Origin of the sequence: Saccharopolyspora dendranthemae (assembly GCF_007829955.1) — a bacterium.
GTDB lineage: Bacteria > Actinomycetota > Actinomycetes > Mycobacteriales > Pseudonocardiaceae > Saccharopolyspora > Saccharopolyspora dendranthemae.
Map to the genome: position 1 here is coordinate 233324 of NZ_VIWX01000006.1, position 17793 is coordinate 251116.

At 70.5% G+C, this 17793-nt stretch carries 17 protein-coding genes and 1 tRNA gene; 12 read left to right on the plus strand and 6 right to left on the minus strand.

Features of this window, described 5'->3' with window-relative positions; translation table 11 throughout:
* Positions 1-30 precede the first annotated feature (30 nt).
* Genes FHU35_RS25595 through FHU35_RS25605 form a run of 3 tightly spaced genes read right to left on the minus strand, consistent with a single transcriptional unit; the run spans position 31 to position 3567 of the window.
* The gene (locus FHU35_RS25595; protein WP_145744257.1) at positions 31-1524 is read right to left on the minus strand and encodes a molybdopterin-dependent oxidoreductase; all 1494 of its coding nucleotides are present in this window, start codon (positions 1522-1524) and stop codon (positions 31-33) included.
* A gap of 40 nt (positions 1525-1564) precedes the next feature.
* Entirely contained in the window at positions 1565-2320 is a 756-nt protein-coding gene (locus tag FHU35_RS25600) for a DUF1295 domain-containing protein (RefSeq protein WP_145744259.1), read from the minus strand.
* Positions 2317-3567: an SAM-dependent methyltransferase gene (locus tag FHU35_RS25605; protein WP_145744680.1), complete on the minus strand. Its 1251-nt coding sequence runs from the start codon at positions 3565-3567 to the stop codon at positions 2317-2319. Before FHU35_RS25605 ends, FHU35_RS25600 begins: the two co-directional genes overlap by 4 nt.
* A gap of 162 nt (positions 3568-3729) precedes the next feature.
* Here FHU35_RS25605 and FHU35_RS25610 point away from each other — a divergent pair, with 162 nt between their 5' ends.
* The 7 genes from FHU35_RS25610 to FHU35_RS25640 all read left to right on the plus strand — a co-directional run bounded on the left by FHU35_RS25610 (position 3730) and on the right by FHU35_RS25640 (position 10105).
* The gene (locus FHU35_RS25610; RefSeq protein WP_145744261.1) at positions 3730-4353 is read left to right on the plus strand and encodes an alpha/beta hydrolase; all 624 of its coding nucleotides are present in this window, start codon (positions 3730-3732) and stop codon (positions 4351-4353) included.
* The gene (locus FHU35_RS25615) at positions 4350-5612 is read left to right on the plus strand and encodes an NAD(P)/FAD-dependent oxidoreductase (RefSeq protein WP_145744263.1); all 1263 of its coding nucleotides are present in this window, start codon (positions 4350-4352) and stop codon (positions 5610-5612) included. The genes FHU35_RS25610 and FHU35_RS25615 overlap by 4 nt, the downstream gene beginning before the upstream one ends.
* On the plus strand, positions 5606-6334 hold the full coding sequence (locus tag FHU35_RS25620) for a DUF1365 domain-containing protein (protein WP_222429496.1): 729 nt from the start codon (positions 5606-5608) through the stop codon (positions 6332-6334). The genes FHU35_RS25615 and FHU35_RS25620 overlap by 7 nt, the downstream gene beginning before the upstream one ends.
* Positions 6331-7584 carry an SAM-dependent methyltransferase gene (locus tag FHU35_RS25625; RefSeq protein WP_145744265.1) on the plus strand — a complete coding sequence of 418 codons (1254 nt, stop codon included), beginning with the start codon at positions 6331-6333 and terminating at the stop codon, positions 7582-7584. The genes FHU35_RS25620 and FHU35_RS25625 overlap by 4 nt, the downstream gene beginning before the upstream one ends.
* Positions 7585-7623: 39 nt before the next feature.
* A complete protein-coding gene (sigK, locus tag FHU35_RS25630; protein ID WP_145744267.1) occupies positions 7624-8217 on the plus strand; it encodes an ECF RNA polymerase sigma factor SigK in 594 nt (197 codons plus the stop codon).
* A complete protein-coding gene (locus tag FHU35_RS25635) occupies positions 8214-8972 on the plus strand; it encodes an anti-sigma factor (protein WP_145744268.1) in 759 nt (252 codons plus the stop codon). The genes sigK and FHU35_RS25635 overlap by 4 nt, the downstream gene beginning before the upstream one ends.
* 224 nt (positions 8973-9196) lie before the next feature.
* Entirely contained in the window at positions 9197-10105 is a 909-nt protein-coding gene (locus FHU35_RS25640; RefSeq protein ID WP_145744270.1) for an oxidoreductase, read from the plus strand.
* A 7-nt stretch (positions 10106-10112) separates the two neighbouring features.
* On the opposite strand, the gene FHU35_RS25645 is transcribed toward FHU35_RS25640, so the two are convergent.
* A complete protein-coding gene (locus FHU35_RS25645; protein ID WP_145744272.1) occupies positions 10113-10715 on the minus strand; it encodes a class I SAM-dependent methyltransferase in 603 nt (200 codons plus the stop codon).
* A 225-nt stretch (positions 10716-10940) separates the two neighbouring features.
* Here FHU35_RS25645 and FHU35_RS25650 point away from each other — a divergent pair, with 225 nt between their 5' ends.
* The 4 genes from FHU35_RS25650 to FHU35_RS25665 all read left to right on the plus strand — a co-directional run bounded on the left by FHU35_RS25650 (position 10941) and on the right by FHU35_RS25665 (position 14814).
* Positions 10941-11939, plus strand: coding sequence for a TerC/Alx family metal homeostasis membrane protein (locus FHU35_RS25650; RefSeq protein WP_145744274.1), 999 nt, complete (start codon positions 10941-10943; stop codon positions 11937-11939).
* Positions 11940-12157: 218 nt separating this feature from the next.
* Entirely contained in the window at positions 12158-12646 is a 489-nt protein-coding gene (locus FHU35_RS25655; RefSeq protein WP_145744275.1) for a MarR family winged helix-turn-helix transcriptional regulator, read from the plus strand.
* Positions 12647-13152: 506 nt separating this feature from the next.
* Complete coding sequence (locus FHU35_RS25660; protein WP_145744277.1) at positions 13153-13575, plus strand: GlcG/HbpS family heme-binding protein; 423 nt, start codon at positions 13153-13155, stop codon at positions 13573-13575.
* Between the two features lie 57 nt (positions 13576-13632).
* Positions 13633-14814 carry a Cmx/CmrA family chloramphenicol efflux MFS transporter gene (locus tag FHU35_RS25665; protein WP_145744279.1) on the plus strand — a complete coding sequence of 394 codons (1182 nt, stop codon included), beginning with the start codon at positions 13633-13635 and terminating at the stop codon, positions 14812-14814.
* A 264-nt stretch (positions 14815-15078) separates the two neighbouring features.
* Here FHU35_RS25665 and FHU35_RS25670 read toward each other — a convergent pair.
* A tRNA-Val gene (locus FHU35_RS25670) sits at positions 15079-15153 on the minus strand.
* 233 nt (positions 15154-15386) lie between these two features.
* Positions 15387-16607 (minus strand): NADP-dependent isocitrate dehydrogenase, encoded by a 1221-nt coding sequence (locus FHU35_RS25675; RefSeq protein WP_145744281.1) that lies wholly within the window; start codon positions 16605-16607, stop codon positions 15387-15389.
* Between the two features lie 238 nt (positions 16608-16845).
* Here FHU35_RS25675 and FHU35_RS25680 point away from each other — a divergent pair, with 238 nt between their 5' ends.
* A complete protein-coding gene (locus tag FHU35_RS25680; protein WP_145744283.1) occupies positions 16846-17679 on the plus strand; it encodes a metal-dependent hydrolase in 834 nt (277 codons plus the stop codon).
* Positions 17680-17793 lie beyond the last annotated feature (114 nt).

Consider the following 17793-nt stretch of genomic DNA (forward strand, 5'->3'; position numbering starts at 1 on the left):
CGCGCGGGATTGGTCCGCAGCGAGGGTTTTTCACCGCTCCCTCGCGGTGCAGAAGATCGAGTGCCAGCCGGTGGCGCCGTCCGGGACGGTCGGAACACGCTGCTGCGTCTGGGTTTTCCCGGTCTTGTCGGTGGCCCGGCATTCCACGGTGCGCCCGCCGGGCGCCAGGTCGAGCTCGGCCCGCCACATCCGCCACGTGTGACCCGAGACCTCTGTGGACAGTTGCGCCTCCTGCCACGGACCATCGTCGACCCGCACCTCCACCCGGTCGACGCCGTGCGGCTGGGCCCACGCTGTGCCCGCCACCGTGAAGCGCCCGGCCGGAACCTTTTCGAACGGCTTCGGCCGGTCGATGCGGGACTGCACCTTGATCGGCGCCTGCTGCGCCCAACCCCGCTGCTCCCAGTAGGTCTGCCGGTCGAAGGTGGTCAGCTCCAGGTCGGTCAGCCACTTGGTGGCCGACACGAACCCGTAGAGGCCCGAGACGACCATCCGGACCGGGAACCCGTGCTCGGCGGGCAGCGGCTGCCCGTTCATGCCGTAGGCGAGCAGGGCCGGTCGGTCCGGATCGGTCAGCGCCTCGATCGGCGTCCCGGCGGTGTAGCCGTCCTCGCTGGTGCTGAAGACCTGCTCGGCCCCGGGGAGCACCCCGGCTTCGCGCAGGAGGTCGCGGATCGGGACCCCGGTGAAGTCGGCGGTCGAGGTGTACGGGCCGCCGACCTCGTTGGACACGCAGGTGAGGGTGACCGTCCGCGTCTCCTGGCCGCGGCGGAGCAGGTCGTCGAGGGACAGTTCGAGCTCACGCCCGACCATCCCGCTCACCCGCAGCCGCCACGCGTCCGGATCGACCTGGGGCACCACCAGCGCCGTGTCCACCCGGTAGAAGTCCGCGTTCGCCGTGCGGAAGGTCGGCGTGCCGACGCGGGCGAAGTCCGCGCCTCCCGGAAGCGGTTGCGGCGCGGGCAAGCGGCTCGCGAGGGCTTCGCGCGCGCGGCCCGCGGGTCGCCGCGACAGCGCGGTCCCGCCGAAGCCCGCGATCAGCGAACCCGCCGCGAGACCGCCTGCGGTGAGCAGGAAAGCCCGTCGTCCCGTCGCGGGGCCGGGGTCGGTGCGCAGCAGCGCGACGAACGCGCCGACCCCGACGACGATCGCGACGAGCGACGGCAGCGCCCCGAAGGCGCCCGCGTCCGGGCGGGCGATCGACGCGGCGACGCCGAGCGTCCCGAACGCGGCGATCAGCACCGCACCGGGTGCCGGGCCGCGTCGCGACACCAGCCCCGCGACGACCGCCAGCAACCCGATGACCACCGCCATCCCCGCCAGTAGCACCAGCTTGTCCGATTCGCCGAACCACCGGATGGCCAGCGCCTTCAGCGGTTGCGGGGTCAGGTCGATCGCGCTGTTGCCGACCGCGAGGAACGGGGAGGCGTTCTGCTCGACCAGGCCGGCCAGCAGGTGCCCGGCGGCGAGCGCGGACATGACGGCCAGCACCCCGGAGAAGGCGCGGATCGCGGGTGATCTCATGCCCTTCCTTCGTCGCGGACTCGCTCCGGGATTGCCCGGATCACGGCCGTTTCGGCGGCAAGGGCAGGAAACCGCTGGTGCGCTCGACGTAGTCGGCGTACGCAGGTCGCCGTTCGCGCAACCGCCGTTCCAGCAGGGGCTTTCCGGAGCCCCTGGCGAGCAGCCACGTCATCAGCAGCGGCGAGAGCGCGGTGAGCGGACCCGGCCAGTGCTGGCAGGCCATCAGGTACGCGCCCCACCAGACGCAGGCATCACCGAAGTAGTTCGGGTGGCGGGTGTAGCGCCAGAGCCCGGTGTCAAGGACCTCCCCGGCGTTGGCGGGATCGGCCCGGAAGCGCCGCAGCTGCTCGTCGCCGACCACTTCGAAGAACATCCCGACCGCCCACACCGCGGCACCGGCCACGCTCCAGGCGCCGATGCCGGGGCCGGCGAGCAGCACGGGCATCGAGACGAGCCACATCACCAGGCCCTGCACCAGGTAGACGCGCACGTACATCCGCAGCGCGGGGAACCGCTGCGCGCGTGCCGCCATCTCCACGTAGCGCGGGTCCTCGGAGAGCCCGGCGTTGCGCCGGTGCAGGTGCACCGCCAGCCGGATTCCCCACACCACCACCAGCGCGGCGGGCAGCGCACCGGTCCAGCCGGCCGCGAAGGACGTGATCGCGATGACGGCGAACCCCGCCCCCCACGCGGTGTCGATCGTGTCGTACCGGCCGCGCAACCGGGCGATCGCGAACGTCGCGGTCACCACGAGCACCGCGACGGCGAGCGCTGCGGGGAGGGCGAAGGGGCTCATCGCACGGCCTCTCGCAGCACCGGAGGCATCCCGCTGGCACCGCGGTCGTCCGATCGCACCGCGACGATCTGGTCAACGCCCATGCGGTTCTCCTCGAACGCCAGCAGACCGCCCGCCAGGTAGAGCCGCCACACCCGCAGCTGCTCGGGGCCGAGCAGCTGCAGCGCCCGCTCCTGCTGCTCGTCGAGCACCCGCGCCCACGCGTCCACCGTGGACGCGTAGTGCTCCCGCATCGCCTCCACGTCGCGCACCTCGAAACCGCCCGCCTCGATCCGGTCGACCGTGCGGCCGACCGGGACCATCGTCATGTCCGGGGCGATGTAGGAGGAGATGAACGCGCCGCCGCCCTCCGCCGCGGATCCGGACCGGGACATCTGCTGCAGCAGCAGCCGTCCGCGCGGGCGCAGCATCCGGTGCAGCGTCGCGACGTACTCGTCGTACCGGGATTCCCCGACGTGCTCGCCCATCTCGACGCTGGCAACCGCGTCGTAGGGCTCGTCGGTGAGCTCCCGGTAGTCCTGCAGCCGCACGTGCACGCGCCCCTGCAGGCCGAGCTGGGACACGCGGCGCTCGATGTGCTCGAACTGGCTGCGCGACAAGGTGATCCCGGTCGCCTCGACGCCGTGGTAGCGGGCGGCGTGCAGCAGCAGCGAACCCCACCCGCAGCCGACGTCGAGCAGGCGTGTGCCCTCGCGCAGCCCGAGCTTGCGGCAGATCAGCTCCAGCTTCGCCTCCTGCGCGGCCGCCAGGTCTTCGGCGCCCGTCGGGAAGTAGCCGCAGGAGTAAGCCATCGAGGGATCCAGCAGCAGCGCGTAGAAGTCGTTGCCCACGTCGTAGTGGTGCGCGATCGCGGCGCGGTCGCGCCGCCGCGTGTGCAGCCCACCGGACATCCGCGCCTCCGCCGCCGGGATGGGCGGCCGGGGGCCGATCGCTCCCAGGCGCAGCGCCGCGAGGGCGATGTCCCGCCACCCGCGAGCGCCGATCCGCCAGCCGTCGAGGCCGTTCCTGCGCACCGCCGCCCAGCAGCGGCGGAGCCCGTCCGTGAGGTCGCCCTCGACGTCGAGATCACCTGCCACGAACGCCCGCGCCAGGCCCAGCTCGCCCGGGCTCCACAGGAAGTGCCGCAGCGCGGCCCGCCTCCGCAGCACCGCTTGCGGTCCGGACGCAGGTCCGGCGTGGCTGCCGTCCCACGCGCGCACCCCGATCGGCAACGGCATCCCGAAGGTGCCATCGACGATCTCCTCCATGATGTTCGCAGCTCCGCTGCGGGTCGTGCTCACCAGCGACACGCTCGCCTCCCAGGTCGGATGCCTCCTGCGTCGAATTCGGCGCGGACACCGCCGCGGACTGGTGTTCGTGTCCGTGGTCACACGAGCAATCCGCGCGAGGTCCGGCCACGAATCCAGGGCATGCACGAACCGAATCTCCGGGTTCTGACGTCGCCCACGACGCCGCCGCGGACCGTGGTGCTGGTGTTGCACGGCGGACGGCCCGTCAGCCGTGCACCGGTGCGCGCCGCCCACTTCGCCTACCGGCGCATGTTCCCGCTGGCCCGCGCCGCGCACCGGTCGGACACCGCCGTCTGGGTGCTGCGCAACCGGGTGCGGGGCTGGAACGAACCCGCCCTCGACGCGGTCGGCGACGGTCGCCGAGCGGTCGAGCTGATCCGCACCGCGCACCCGGGCAGCCGGATCGCGCTGCTGGGGCACTCGATGGGCGGGCGCGTCGCGCTGCGGCTGGCCGGTGAAGCGGACGTGATCGGAGTGTGCGCGCTCGCACCGTGGACGACCGAGCAGGACCCGGTCTCCCAGCTCAACGGCCGGATCGTGCGGATCGCGCACGGCGACCGGGACCTGACGACCTCACCCCAGAGCTCCGCCGTCTACGCCCTCCGCGCCCGGCGGGCGGGAGCGATCGTCTCGCGGCAGGTGATCCGCGGTTCCGGGCACGCGATGCTCCGCCACGTCCGCGAGTGGAACGAGCAGGTCGCCGCGTTCGCGGGCGACTGCGCCGCGGTGCGGAGCTCGCGATGAGCCGGGGACGCGTCGCGGTCGTCGGCGCCGGGGTGTCCGGTCTGACCGCCGCGCACCTGCTGTCCCGCGCGAACGACGTGGTGCTCTTCGAGGGCGAGGACCGGTTGGGCGGGCACGCCCACACCCACGACGTGCAGACCGGCGACGGCCGCACGATCGCCGTCGACAGCGGGTTCATCGTGCACAACGAGCGCACCTACCCGCAGCTGCTCCGGCTGTTCGGCGAACTCGGGGTGCTGACCCGGGACACCGAGATGTCGCTGAGCGTGCGGTGCCGGGGATGCGGGCTGGAGTACGCCGGTGCCAAGCGGTTGCGCGGGCTGTTCCCGCACGCGCGCAACGTCGGTGACCTCCGGTACCTGCGGACGCTCTCGCAGGTGCGGCGGTTCCACCGGCAGGCCGCGGAACTGCTCGACGGGCCCGGCGACGACCAGCGCACGCTCGCCGAGTTCCTCTCCGACGGCGGGTACTCCCGGCACTTCACCGAGCACTTCGCGATCCCGCTGGTCTCCGCGGTCTGGTCCGCCGGGCCGGACACCAGCGGGCGCTACCCGGCGCGCTACCTGTTCGAGTTCCTGCGGCACCACGGGATGCTGTCGATCAGCGGCTCCCCGACCTGGCGCACCGTCGTCGGCGGCTCCCGCGAGTACGTGCGCCGGATCGGCAACGGCCTGCACGCGGTGCGCACCGCGACGCCGGTCCGCTCGGTGCGCAGGCTCGATGACCGGGTGGAGGTCCGCTCCGCCGACGACGAGGTGCACGAGTTCGACCGCGTGGTCGTGGCCACCCACGCCGACCAGGCGTTGCGCCTGCTGGCCGAGCCGACCGCCGCGCAGCGACGAGCGCTGGGGGCCTTCGCCTACTCGGAGAACGCGACGCTGCTGCACACCGACGGATCCGTGCTCCCGTCCCGCCGGGGAGCGCGAGCGTCCTGGAACTACCTCAAGAACGAATGCGCGGGCGATTCCGGCGGTGCCCGGATCAGCTACGACATGAACCGGCTGATGGGTCTCGCCGAGCCCGACGACCACGTGGTGACGCTCAACGGCGACGCCGAGGTGGACCCGGGCAGCGTGCTCGCGAAGATGTCCTACCGGCACCCGATCTACACGCCGGAATCCGTTGCCGCGCAAGCGGACCTGCCGTCCATCGGCGACGACCGGTTGCGGTTCGCCGGCGCCTACCACGGGTGGGGCTTCCACGAGGACGGCTGCCTCTCCGGTGTGCGGGCTGCCGCGGCGCTGGGATCGGGGTGGTGATCGTGCACCTCTACGACGTCGTGATCACCCACTCCCGCGAGGTCGCGCCCCGGAACCGCTTCCTGCACCGGGCGCACACCTGGCTGGTCGACCTCGACGACCTGCCCCGGTTGCCCCGGCCGCTCCGCCCGCTGATCCGCTTCGACGCCCGAGACCACCTCGGCGACCCGCAGCGCAGCATCCGCGAGAACCTCGACCGCTGGCTCGCGCTGCAAGGCGTCGACCTCCGCGGCGGCCGGGTCCTGATGCTCGCGGGCGCCCGGGTGCTGGGCCACGCGTTCAACCCGATCACGGTCTTCTGGTGCCACCGGCCGGACGGCTCACCGGAGTGCGTGGTCGCCGAGGTCCACAACACCTACGGCGAGAGGCACTGCTACCTGCTGCGACCCGACGCCGACGGTGTGGGTGAGGTCGGGAAGCGGTTCTACGTCTCTCCCTTCCTGCCGACCGAGGGCCACTACCGGATGCAGCTGGAACCGCCCGGCGACCGGTTGCGGGTGCGCGTCGAGCTCATCCAGGACGACCGGGTCGCGTTCCGCGCCGCGATGACGGGTCGCCGCCGCCCGGCGAACGCGGCAGGGCTGGTGCGCGCGGCCCTGCGCCATCCGCTCGCACCGCGGCGCGTCGCCGCGCTGATCCGCCGCCACGGCATCTCCCTGTGGCTGCGGCGGGCTCCCCGCTACCGCCGCACTCCCCACATCCACCAGGAAGGAGTCCGATGACCACCACGACCACCGCCGCGCAGCACAGCGCGAGCGCCACCCCACCGTGGGACCTGCTGGGCGGGCCGCCGCGATCGCCGGTCCGCGCCGCCATCGCCGAGCGGCTGTTCCGGCACGCGGTGCGCACCTTGCCGGTGCGCGTCGCGCTCGCCGACGGCGAAGTCCTCGGCGCGGGCGGCCCCGAATCGCCGCTCATGCGCGTCGAGGACCCGGCGGCGTTCTTCCACCGGCTCGGTGCGGACGCCAAGGTGGGCTTCGGCGAGTCCTACATGGCCGGTGAGTGGACCAGCCCGGAGCCGGCGGAGCTGCTGACCCCGTTCGCCGCGCGGATCGCGACGCTCGTGCCCGCACCGCTGCAACGGGCCCGGCGCTGGGTCGACGCCCGCCAGCCCAGCGCGGAGCGGGGCACGCTCGTAGGTGCCCGGGAGAACATCCACCGGCACTACGACCTGTCCAACGACGTCTTCGCGACGTTCCTGGACGAGACGATGACGTACTCGGCGGCCCTGTTCCCGCCGTCCGGCGACGACCTCGCCGCCGCCCAGGCCCGCAAGATCGACCGGATCCTGGACCTCGCCGCGGTCGGCGAGGGGACCGAGCTGCTGGAGATCGGCACCGGGTGGGGGTCGCTGGCCGGGCGCGCCGCACGGCGAGGCGCCCGCGTGACCACCCTGACCCTGTCCGCCGAGCAGCAGCGGCTCGCTCAGGAGCTGCTGGCCGAGGAAGGCCTCGCCGACCGCGTGGAGGTGCGGCTGGCCGACTACCGCGAGGTCACCGGCCAGTTCGACGCGGTGGTGAGCGTGGAGATGATCGAGGCCGTCGGACGCGAGTACTGGTCGGAGTACGTCACCGCGCTGGACCGGCTGGTGGCGCCGGGAGGCCGGATCGGCTTGCAGGCGATCACCATGCCGCACGACCGGATGCTGGCCACCAGCAGCAGCTACACCTGGATCCACAAGTACATCTTCCCCGGAGGCCAGCTGCCCTCGATCGAAGCGCTGGAGACGGCTTTCGACACGCACACCGGTCTTCGGCGAACCGAGCGGCACTCCTTCGGCCCGAGCTACGCGACGACGCTGCGGCACTGGCGGCAGCGCTTCCTGTCCCGCTGGGACGAGGTGCGCGACCTGGGATTCAGCGAGCGATTCCGCCGCATGTGGGACTTCTACCTCGCCTACAGCGAGGCCGGGTTCCGCTCCGGATACCTCGACGTCTGGCAGCTCGGATATCGCAAACCCGCTCAGGGCTGAACAATGGCCCGGCCGGTGCCGGGCACGAGGAAGGCGCACATGGAGAGCACTCGCAGACCGGCTGAACCGCCGGAACCCGGGGAATCACCGGGTCCGCACGAGCTGCTGCTGTCAGTGGCGAAGGGCGATGAGCAGGCGTTCGCGCGGCTCTACGACCTCGTGGCCGCACCCGTGCACGGGCTCGTGCAGCGGATCGTGCGCGACACCGCCCAATCCGAGGAGGTCACCCAGGAGGTCCTCGTCGAGGTCTGGCGCTCGGCCAGCCGGTACCGCAGCGACCGGGGCAGCGCGATGGCCTGGATCATGACCATCGCCCACCGCCGGGCGGTCGACCGAGTGAGAACCGCCCAGGCGGCGGCCGAGCGGGAGACCAAGGCAGGTCGCCAGGAACCCGGGCGGCCCTACGACGAGGTGGCCGAGGCGGTGCTGTCGCGGTTCGAGCAGCACCAGCTGCGCCGGTGCATCGCCACGCTCACCGACCTGCAGCGCGAATCCGTGGTGCTGACCTACTACCGCGGTTACACCTACCGCGAGGCGGCCGGGCTGCTCGACGCCCCGCTCGCCACCGTGAAGACACGCCTGCGCGACGGCCTGATCAGGCTGCGCGATTGCCTGGGGGTGACCACTCGATGAGCAACGAACTGGCCTCTCTGACGGGCGCCTACGCCGTGGACGCGCTGATCGGGACGGAGCTGGAGGAGTTCGAGCGGCACCTGGCCAGCTGCGAGGACTGCGTCCAGGAGGTCGCGGAGCTGCGGGAGACCGCCGCGAGGCTCGGCGCGGACACCGCGGTGCCGCCGCCCGAACGGCTCAAGCAGGCGGTGCTGGAGGAGATCACCCGCACCCGCCAGCTCCCACCGCTGTCGGCGGAACCGTCGCACGGTCGCGTCCTGTCCTTCCCCAAGGCGAGGAGGTGGACGACCCGGCTCGCCGTGGCGGCCGCGGTGATCGGCATCGCGCTGGCCGCCGCGTTCGGCGGTCTGGCCTGGAACAGCCAGCAGCAGCTGGCGGAGGCGAACCGGCTCGCCGAGCAGGCGGGCGCGCACAACGCGGAGGTCGCGCGGCTGCTGCAGTCACCGGACGCGAGCCTGGTGCACGGTTCGGCGGGCGATGCGCGAGCGGTCAGCGTGGTGTCCCGCCGGATGGGCAGCGCGGCGTTCCTGACCGCGGACATGCCGGCGGCCCCTGCGGATCGCACCTACCAGCTCTGGTTCATCGGCGGCGGTGGTCCGCGCTCCGCCGGAGTCCTGCCGGGGCCGTCGACCGGGGAGCCGCTGCTGACGACGATGCCCGCCGACGCCCGGCAGATCGCCGTGACCGTCGAGCCCCGGGGCGGCTCGGCCCAGCCGACCACCGATCCGATCATGGTGATGGCCGTGCCCACCTGACCGGAACACCGGGAACCCCAGGGGTTCTGGAACCCTCGGCTCCCCTGGAGCGTGAGGTGCGGGATTCGAATTTCGCGCGAAATTCGAATCCCGCACCTCACGCCCGGGTGAGGACGCTGCGGCTCGTGCCGGACTTCGCGGGGGATTCGCTCGCGCCGGGCAGGGCTGGGTGAGGGCGCTGGGGGAGGTAGGTGGCCGTCGTGGGAGGAGCGACAATCGTGGGGATGACGCAGATGCGATGGAACTTCGACGACATGCCGCGGCTCGACGGGCGCACGGTGATCGTGACCGGCGCCAGCAGCGGCGTCGGGATGGCCACGGCGCGCGGGTTCGCCCGCGCCGGAGCGCACGTGGTGCTCGCCGTCCGCAGCCTCGAACGCGGACGCGAAGCGGCGCGCGCCGTGCGCGGCAGCAACGAGGTGCGCCGGCTCGACCTCGCCGATCTCGCCTCGGTCCGCGAGTTCGCGGAGTCGTGGCACGGGACGATCGACGTGCTGGTCAACAACGCCGGCGTGGCGATGGTCCCGCCCTCCCGCACGGCCGACGGCTTCGAGATGCAGTTCGGGACCAACCACCTGGGTCACTTCGCGCTGACCAACCTGCTGCTGCCGCACATCACCGACCGCGTGGTCGCGCTGGCCTCCGGAGCGCACCGGTTCGGCACCGGCGTGATCGACTTCGAGGACCCGCACTTCGAGCACCGCCAGTACAACCCGATCGCCGCCTACGGCCAGTCCAAGCTGGCGAACCTGCTGTTCGTCCTGGAGCTCCAGCGCAGGCTCGAACGACGCGGCTCACCCGTGCGCGCTCTGGCCGCCCACCCGGGCTACACCGCCTCCAACCTCGGAACCCACGGGCGAAGCCGGCTGCTGACCACCCCGGCCCGGCTCGCCGGCGCCCTGCTCGCGCAGCAGCCCGGCATGGGCGCGCTGCCGAGCCTGTACGCGGCGACGCAGGACCTGCCCGGCGGCAGCTACGTCGGGCCCGACGGCCGCCACGAGATGCACGGCCACCCGACCCTCGTCGGCCGCAGCGCCCAGGCCAGCGACCCCGAAGCCGCGAAGCGCCTCTGGGACCTCTCCACCCAGCTCACCGGAATCAGCGACACCACGCTCACCGGCACCGGGAACTGACCGGCGGTCAGCCGGTCCGGGTGGCCGCGATGGCGCCGTGGGCCCGGACTCCCGGGTCGGTGCGGGTTTCGCTGGAGACGACGGTGAAACCGGCGTCTTCGATCGTGCCGCCGAGCACGTCGACCGGCCAGAAGTAGCCGGTCGTGACCGCGTGGTCGAAGGGCTCGACCGCGGGTCCTTCGAAGAAGCCGACCAGGAGTCCACCACCGGGCCGGACGGTCCGGGCGAGCTCGGCGAACGCGCGGTGGATCCGCTCGGGCGGCGTGTGGATCAGCGAGTACCAGGCGAGAGCCCCGGCCAGGCCGGAGTCGCCGACGCCGAGGTCTTCAGCAGCGGCTGCGCGGAACCGGCTGTCCGGAAAGGCCTTCCGGGCGTGATCGAGGAATTCCGGCGTCGGGTCAACACCCTCGACGTCGCAGCCCCGCTCGCGCAGCCAGTTCGTCCAGTGCCCCGGCCCGCAGCCGACGTCGAGGATCGGACCGGTCTGCGCGGCCGCCCAGGATCCGATCAGATCGCGATCGCGCGACGCCGTCGCGTCGATCGTGCCGAGTAGGTCGATGTACTCCGAGGAACGCCGCCCGTAGGCCGCGCTCGCTTCTGCGCTCGTCACGCACGGATCTTCGCAGAACCCGCGCCGCGGCGGAGCGACATCGCGTCTCCGCTCGAAGGCGGCGTGATCCTCCTGCACGGCCTCGGGTGGTACCCGATACTGCGGGCGAGGGGAGTACTTCCGAAGGCCTGTTCCCGGTCAGGACGGACATCCCGCTGGTGTCCCCGGAGCAGTCGCCCCGAAGGGCGAAGGAGACCTCGATCGCTGACGCGCGAGGAGACTCCCATGATCGCCCCAGCAGCCTCGTCCACCACGATCGGCACGCCCTTGCTGTGGGCGGCGAGCATCGGCGTGCTGATCGTCCTGCTGATCGCCGACTTCGTCGTGACCCACCGCCCGCACGAGGTCTCGATGCGCGAGGCCGTGGGCTGGTCGATCTTCTACCTGGCGTTACCGCTGATCTTCGGCGCGGCTCTGTGGGGGATCTTCGGCGGGCCCCAGGCGATGGAGTTCATCACCGGGTTCGTGGTGGAGAAGTCCCTGTCGGTCGACAACCTCTTCGTGTTCATGCTGCTGCTGGCCGGTTTCGCCGTCCCGGCCCAGCTCCAGCAGCGGGTGCTGCTCTACGGCATCGTCGGCGCGCTGGTGCTGCGCGGCATCTTCATCGCCGCCGGTGCCGCGCTGCTGCAGGCAGGGACCTGGGCGTTCCTGGTGTTCGGCGCGATCCTGTTCGCCACGGCCGTGAAGATCCTGCGCGAGGCGATCAGCGGTTCGGGATTCGATCGCGACGTGTCGCAGATGCGATCGGTCCGCCTGCTGCGCAGGCTGATGCCGGTCACCGACGACTACCGCGGCACCCGCCTCTCGGTCCGCGAGGGCGGCCGCCGCGCGCTGACCCCGCTGATGATCGTGGTGGTGGCCGTGTTCGCCACCGACGTGGTCTTCGCGGTCGACTCGGTACCGGCGGTCTACGGCATCACCGAGGACCCCTACCTGGTGTTCGCCACCAACGCCTTCGCCCTGCTGGGCCTGCGCGCCCTGTACTTCGTGCTGGTCACAGCACTGGCCAAGCTCATCCACCTCAACCACGGGCTGGCCATCATCCTCGCCTTCATCGGCGTGAAGCTGGTGCTGCACTGGGCCCACACGGTCTGGCCGGCAGTGCCGCAGATCCCGACACCGCTCTCGCTGCTGGTCATCGTGCTGGTCCTGGCGACCGTCACCGCGACCAGCCTGCGAGCCCGCAGCGGCGCCGGCGACACCCACCCCGGGAGCCGATCATGACCACCGAAATCCTCGTCGAACTCGCCCTCTCCGCGCTCATCGTGGTGGCCCTGCTCATCACCTGCGCCGTGCTCCGAGACGCCCGACCACCACACGGTCCACACCGATGACGCCCTCGACGCTCCGGCAGATCCGTTTCGACCGCGCCCTCCGAGTTGGCACCGCTGTTCACCGGGATGCTTTCTCGTTGAACTGTTCGTCGGTGTAAATTCGGTGCCATGACGGGTGCAGCAGCCGAGAAGCGGCGTGCTCCGGACAGCTCGGCCGAGACGACGCCGTCCCCGACCGACCTGCTCGCACAGCTGACGCAGGTCTCCCGCCAGGCCGATCGACACCTCGAATCGGTGCTGGCGGAGTTCGGCTTGCACACCTGGGAGTACGACGTGCTCGCCGCGCTGCGGCACGACGGCGAGCCCTACGAGATGTGCCCGGGCACCATCGGTGGCCGCCTCGGCGTCTCCAACAGCGCGATGACCAACCGGATCACGCGGTTGGAGAAGTCCGGCCTGGTCGGGCGACACCTCAGTCCGACCAACCGGCGCATCGTGATCATCCGCCTCACCGACACCGGACTCGACCTCGTCGATCGTGCGCTGAGCGCCCACCACGAGGCCGCACGGCACGTCCTCGACCGGATTCCCGCCGAAGACGCCGCTTCCCTCGGTCATCTGCTCGGCGAACTGGGCACAGCTCTCGACGCGTCCTGACGCGTCGGTCAGCCTGCGCACGGCAGGGTCGGCACGATGCCGCGGGAGCGACGCTGCCCGCGGTGGTCATCACATCCAGCCTGGAACCCCGTCAACAGGTCATTCCTGGTCGAACGCGCGGTTCCCACGCCGACCGTCCTGATTTCGAAGGCACTCGGCGCAGTCCGCCGGCTGCGATCGCGGTGAGCAGGTCCGCTTCCTCCCGCTGAACACGCGCACGACGTCCCGTCGACCGGCACGACTTCACGACCGTGGTGACGCCGCCGCCTCGCACGACGGCGTTGGTGACCAGGAGGCGCGCGCCGGAACTCGACCGGGCGTTCCACGAAGAGCCGCGAACAGGATTGCCGACCACGCGACCTTGCTATATCGTACTTTTCGACGTCGAACATTTCTCTGTTGAACACTTTCGCTCGTGGTGCCCGCCGCCGCAGCAGCGTGCGTTCGAGTCCGGCGGAGCAGTGCACGTGGAGACGGCGTCCGGAACAGGAGCAGAAGGAGATCCGATGAGCATCACCCAGCAGCGCAGCAGCATCAGCGACGCCGCAGCTCTGTCGATCGTCCGGGCCGCCGCCGATGCGGCCGCGGCCACCAACCTGCGGTTCGCCATCGCGGTGGTCGACGAGTCCGGGCAGCTCAAGGCTTTCGTGCGACAGGACGGCGCCAAGCTCAACGCCGTGCAGATCGCCCAGGACAAGGCCTACACCGCAGCGTCCTCGACGATGTCCACCGAGGTCTGGGCGGAGAAGCTCGCCGCCGACGCGGTCCTGGGAGCGGCCGCGCCCACCACGATCGAGCGGCTCGCGCCGATGGGCGGTGGTCTCCCGATCGTCGTCGACGGCCAGACCGTGGGCGCCATCGGCGTGTCGGGCGCGCACTGGTCCGACGACGTCACGATCGCCGAAGCCGGGCTGGCAGCGCTGAACTGACCGTTCCACCCCGGGGCCCGCAGGCCCGGGAACGTCCTCGACTGGAGCCCCTCCGCAATGCCACTAGCGCTCTTCGTGCTGGGACTGACCATCTTCGGTCTCGGCACCACCGAATTCATGATCGCCGGTCTGCTGCCCGAACTGGCCACCGCGTTCGGCGTTTCGGTACCCGACGCCGGACTGCTCATCTCGCTGTTCGCGGTGGGCGTGGTCATCGGCGCTCCGACCATGACCGTCCTGACCTCCCGCGTGCCCCGCAAGCTCACGCTGGTGACCCCGCTCGTGATCTTCCTCGCCGGGGAGGTTCTCGCCGCGCTGGCACCGACCTTCGGCGTCCTGATGACCGCCCGCGTGGTCACCGCCGTCGCCCACGGCGCCTTCTTCGGCATCGGTGCCGTCGTGGCCGCCGATCTGGTCTCCCAAGACAAGAAGGCGCGCGCCATCGCCATCATGTTCGGCGGGTTGACCATCGCCACCGTCGCCGGTGTGCCGATGGGCACCTTCATCGGCCAGCAGCTGGGCTGGCGCGCCACGTTCTGGGCCGTGGCGATCATCGGTGCCATCGGCCTGATCGGCGTGATCGCCCTGGTGCCCCGGCAACCGCGGGACGAGGTCCAGCGGTTCGGCCGCGAGCTCGCCGCCTTTCGCCGACCCAGGCTGTGGCTCGCGCTGGCGACCACGACGCTCAGCCAGGCTGCGCTGTACTCCGCCTACACCTACCTCGCACCGCTGGTCACCGAGATCACCGGCTTCACCGCCACGGCGGTGGCACCGCTGCTGATGCTCTACGGCGTCGGCACCGTGCTGGGCAGCTGGCTCGGCGGCCGGCTCGCCGACCGGAACCTGATGCGAACTCTGGCGATCGGGCTGGTCGTGCTCGGCGGGATACTCGCGCTGTTCACGCTCACCGCTCACTCGACGATCGCGATGGTGATCACGCTGGCGGTCTTCGGCGTGGCCAGCTTCGTGATCAACCCCGCACTGCAGACCCGCGTCATGAACATCTCCCCCGACGCGCCCACCTTGGCCAGCGCCGTGAACATCTCGGCGTTCAACGTCGGCAACGCCCTGGGCCCGTGGCTGGCCGGCCTGGCCATCAGCTCCGGCGCCGGATTCCTGGCACCGAGCTGGGTCGGTGCCGCGCTGGCCGTCGGCTCGATCGCCACCGCGCTGGCCTCGATCGCAGCCGACCGACGCAGGAACAGCACGCGCACGCACGTGGCGACGGTCTCCGCGTGACACCAACCCGAGCAGTGAGGAAGCAGCCGCGGCGTGCGGGACGTTCGGCAGAGCGCCAGCAGAGCCACTGCCCACGATGGACGATCTGAATACTGCGTCACCACACCGCATCTCGTGGACGCCGACGGAGAGCGCAGCACCGTCCGGGAACTAGTGCGCTGTCAGGAGTTCCGACGCGATCCGAATCCGGCGCCATGACATCGCGGGGATTCATCCGGCCACGGGCCGATTTCGACGACCTCGCTGCACTCCCGCATCGAGAAATGGTGCGCGATACTGGGATTGAACCAGTGACCTCTACCGTGTCAAGGTAGCGCTCTCCCACTGAGCTAATCGCGCTAGGCGGATCTCTCCGCCAGCGGTGAAGAGTTTAGCCCAGCGGCTTTCGGCCGTTCGCACCCACCCCGTGTCGCCGGGGCGCACCTCGCCACGTCCCAGTTTTAGTCCAAACCGAGCCATGATCATGTCCGAAATGTCTGCTCAGTTATGACTAAAACTGGGAGTTGGTGACCTCGGGAACGCAAAAACGCCGCTCCACGTCGGTGGTAGCGGCGCTTCGCGTCAAAGGAAGATCAGCGGTCGGCCATCTTCTTCTGCAGGTTCTCGTCCAGGCTCGCGAGGAACTCCTCGGTGGTCTGGTACGCCTGGTCATTGCCGACCAGGAGGGCCAGGTCCTTGGTCATCTTGCCGCTCTCGACGGTCTCGATGACGACCTGCTCCAGCGCGTTGGCGAAGCCGATGACCTCCGGGGTCGAGTCCATCTTTCCGCGGGCCTGCAGGCCGCGCGTCCAGGCGTAGATCGACGCGATCGGGTTGGTCGAGGTGGGCTTGCCCTGCTGGTGCTGGCGGAAGTGGCGGGTGACCGTGCCATGCGCGGCCTCGGCCTCCACCTTGCCGTCAGCGGTCATCAGCACCGAGGTCATCAGACCCAGCGAGCCGAAGCCCTGCGCGACGGTGTCCGACTGCACGTCACCGTCGTAGTTCTTGCAGGCCCAGACGTAGCCGCCCTCCCACTTCAGGGCGGTGGCGACCATGTCGTCGATCAGCCGGTGCTCGTAGGTGATGCCCTTGGCCTCGAAGGCGGCCTTGTACTCGTTCTCGAAGATCTCCTCGAACACGTCCTTGAACATGCCGTCGTAGGACTTCAGGATCGTGTTCTTGGTCGACATGTAGACCGGGTAGCCGCGCTCCAAGCCGTACCGGAAGGACGCGTGCGCGAACTCCTCGATCGACTTGCGGTAGTTGTACATGGCCATGGCCACGCCACCGTCTTCACCGAACTTGGCCACCTCCATCTCGATCGGCTCGGAGCCGTCTTCGGGGGTGTAGGTGATGGTGACGGTGCCCGGGCCCGGGACCTTGAAGTCGCTGGCCTTGTACTGGTCGCCGTGGGCGTGACGGCCGATGACGATCGGCTTGGTCCACGTCGGCACGTACCGCGGGATGTTGGAGATGACGATCGGCTCGCGGAAGATGACGCCACCGAGGATGTTGCGGACGGTCCCGTTCGGGCTCCGCCACATCTTCTTCAGGCCGAACTCCTCCACGCGCGCCTCATCAGGCGTGATGGTGGCGCACTTGACGCCTACGCCGTGCTTCGCGATGGCGTTCGCGGCGTCGACGGTTACCTGGTCGTCGGTGGCATCTCGCTGTTCGATGCCGAGGTCGTAGTAATCGAGGTTGATGTCCAGGTAGGGGTGGATCAGCTTGTCCTTGATGAAGGACCAGATGATCCGGGTCATCTCGTCACCGTCGAGTTCGGCGACAGTGCCCTGGACCTTGATCTTGCTCATGTGGCGGGGTGCTCCTCTCGCGAGAATGCAAGCGGTACAAGCGTACTGCTAGCGCCTTCGATTGTGCCTTGCCCCCGTCGCCCGCCACCAGGGTCACGGCACATCCGACGCCAGATTCACAGGCAGCCACTCCCCGGGCAATGCGGGGCCGAGCCGTGATCTTCTTCTATTCTCGAACTCACATACGAGTGATCTTGTCGAGCGGTTCGTTCGGCGCGGCAGGCGATGCAGGAGAGACATGGCGACAGGACCGACGCACGCGATGAGCGGGTTGGCCGCCTGGGCAGCGGTAACAGCCCTGGCCGACACGCACGCGCTAGGCCAATTATCCCCCAAGACCTGGGTGGTCGGGGCCACGCTCGCCGCGGGCGCCGCGCTGCTGCCCGACATCGATCACCCGTCCTCCACCGTCGCGGCCACCTTCGGCGCCATCTCCAAGGGCTTCTCCGCAGGTATGAGCGGGTTCAGCGGGTTCCTGTACCGGCTCACGCGGACCAAGAAGGACAGCGACCGCGAGGGAACGCACCGGGGATTCACCCACACCGTCGTCTTCGCCATCCTCGCCGGGCTGATCACCACCGCGATCGTGCAGAGCAGCGAGGGCAGCGCGCTGGGCGTGCTGATGTTCTTCTTCGCCGGCCTCGCGGTCCGCGGACTGCTGCACACCTGGAGCTCGCGGCAGGACGCGCTCCTGATCGCGGTCACGTCGTTGCTGCTCACAGTCGCCTGCTGGGCCTGGGCGGGCAACCAACCGACCGATGCCGCCGCGTTCGGCCTCGCGGTGATGATCGGCTGCGTCGCCCACTTCATCGGCGACGCGATCACCGAGCAGGGCTGCCCGATGCTGTGGCCGGTGCCGCTGGGCGGCAAGACGTGGTTCCCCGTCGCGCCGCCGAAGCTGCTGCGCATGCGCACCGGAGGCGCCGTCGAGCTGGTCATCATCGGCCCTGGCCTGACCCTCGTGGCGGCGGCGCTGACCTGCGTGGTCCTCTACCGCCTCGGCGCGGCCCCCTGGCTGACCGGCCTAGAGCTGCCGCCCGCGGTGATGACCTGGATCGAGGCAAGGCCTTGAGCCACCCGGAGTAGGGTTTAGACCATTAGCACGCAAAACAAGACAAACGGCACAATCCCTCTGGTCTGACCGATAAGGTGCACCTGCAGCGCCACTTGGGCCCTGCGCCTTGTC

What these genes read in the sequence shown, in the direction of transcription:
- FHU35_RS25595 (WP_145744257.1), bottom strand. Translation starts at nt 1,524, where the DNA reads ATGAGATCACCCGCGATCCGCGCCTTCTCCGGGGTGCTGGCCGTCATG.
- FHU35_RS25600 (WP_145744259.1), bottom strand. Translation starts at nt 2,320, where the DNA reads ATGAGCCCCTTCGCCCTCCCCGCAGCGCTCGCCGTCGCGGTGCTCGTG.
- FHU35_RS25675 (WP_145744281.1), bottom strand. Translation starts at nt 16,607, where the DNA reads ATGAGCAAGATCAAGGTCCAGGGCACTGTCGCCGAACTCGACGGTGAC.
- FHU35_RS25650 (WP_145744274.1), top strand. Translation starts at nt 10,941, where the DNA reads ATGATCGCCCCAGCAGCCTCGTCCACCACGATCGGCACGCCCTTGCTG.
- FHU35_RS25660 (WP_145744277.1), top strand. Translation starts at nt 13,153, where the DNA reads ATGAGCATCACCCAGCAGCGCAGCAGCATCAGCGACGCCGCAGCTCTG.
- FHU35_RS25635 (WP_145744268.1), top strand. Translation starts at nt 8,214, where the DNA reads ATGAGCAACGAACTGGCCTCTCTGACGGGCGCCTACGCCGTGGACGCG.
- FHU35_RS25655 (WP_145744275.1), top strand. Translation starts at nt 12,158, where the DNA reads ATGACGGGTGCAGCAGCCGAGAAGCGGCGTGCTCCGGACAGCTCGGCC.
- FHU35_RS25640 (WP_145744270.1), top strand. Translation starts at nt 9,197, where the DNA reads ATGACGCAGATGCGATGGAACTTCGACGACATGCCGCGGCTCGACGGG.
- FHU35_RS25665 (WP_145744279.1), top strand. Translation starts at nt 13,633, where the DNA reads ATGCCACTAGCGCTCTTCGTGCTGGGACTGACCATCTTCGGTCTCGGC.
- FHU35_RS25680 (WP_145744283.1), top strand. Translation starts at nt 16,846, where the DNA reads ATGGCGACAGGACCGACGCACGCGATGAGCGGGTTGGCCGCCTGGGCA.
- FHU35_RS25610 (WP_145744261.1), top strand. Translation starts at nt 3,730, where the DNA reads ATGCACGAACCGAATCTCCGGGTTCTGACGTCGCCCACGACGCCGCCG.
- FHU35_RS25615 (WP_145744263.1), top strand. Translation starts at nt 4,350, where the DNA reads ATGAGCCGGGGACGCGTCGCGGTCGTCGGCGCCGGGGTGTCCGGTCTG.
- sigK (WP_145744267.1), top strand. Translation starts at nt 7,624, where the DNA reads ATGGAGAGCACTCGCAGACCGGCTGAACCGCCGGAACCCGGGGAATCA.
- FHU35_RS25625 (WP_145744265.1), top strand. Translation starts at nt 6,331, where the DNA reads ATGACCACCACGACCACCGCCGCGCAGCACAGCGCGAGCGCCACCCCA.
- FHU35_RS25605 (WP_145744680.1), bottom strand. Translation starts at nt 3,567, where the DNA reads ATGGAGGAGATCGTCGATGGCACCTTCGGGATGCCGTTGCCGATCGGG.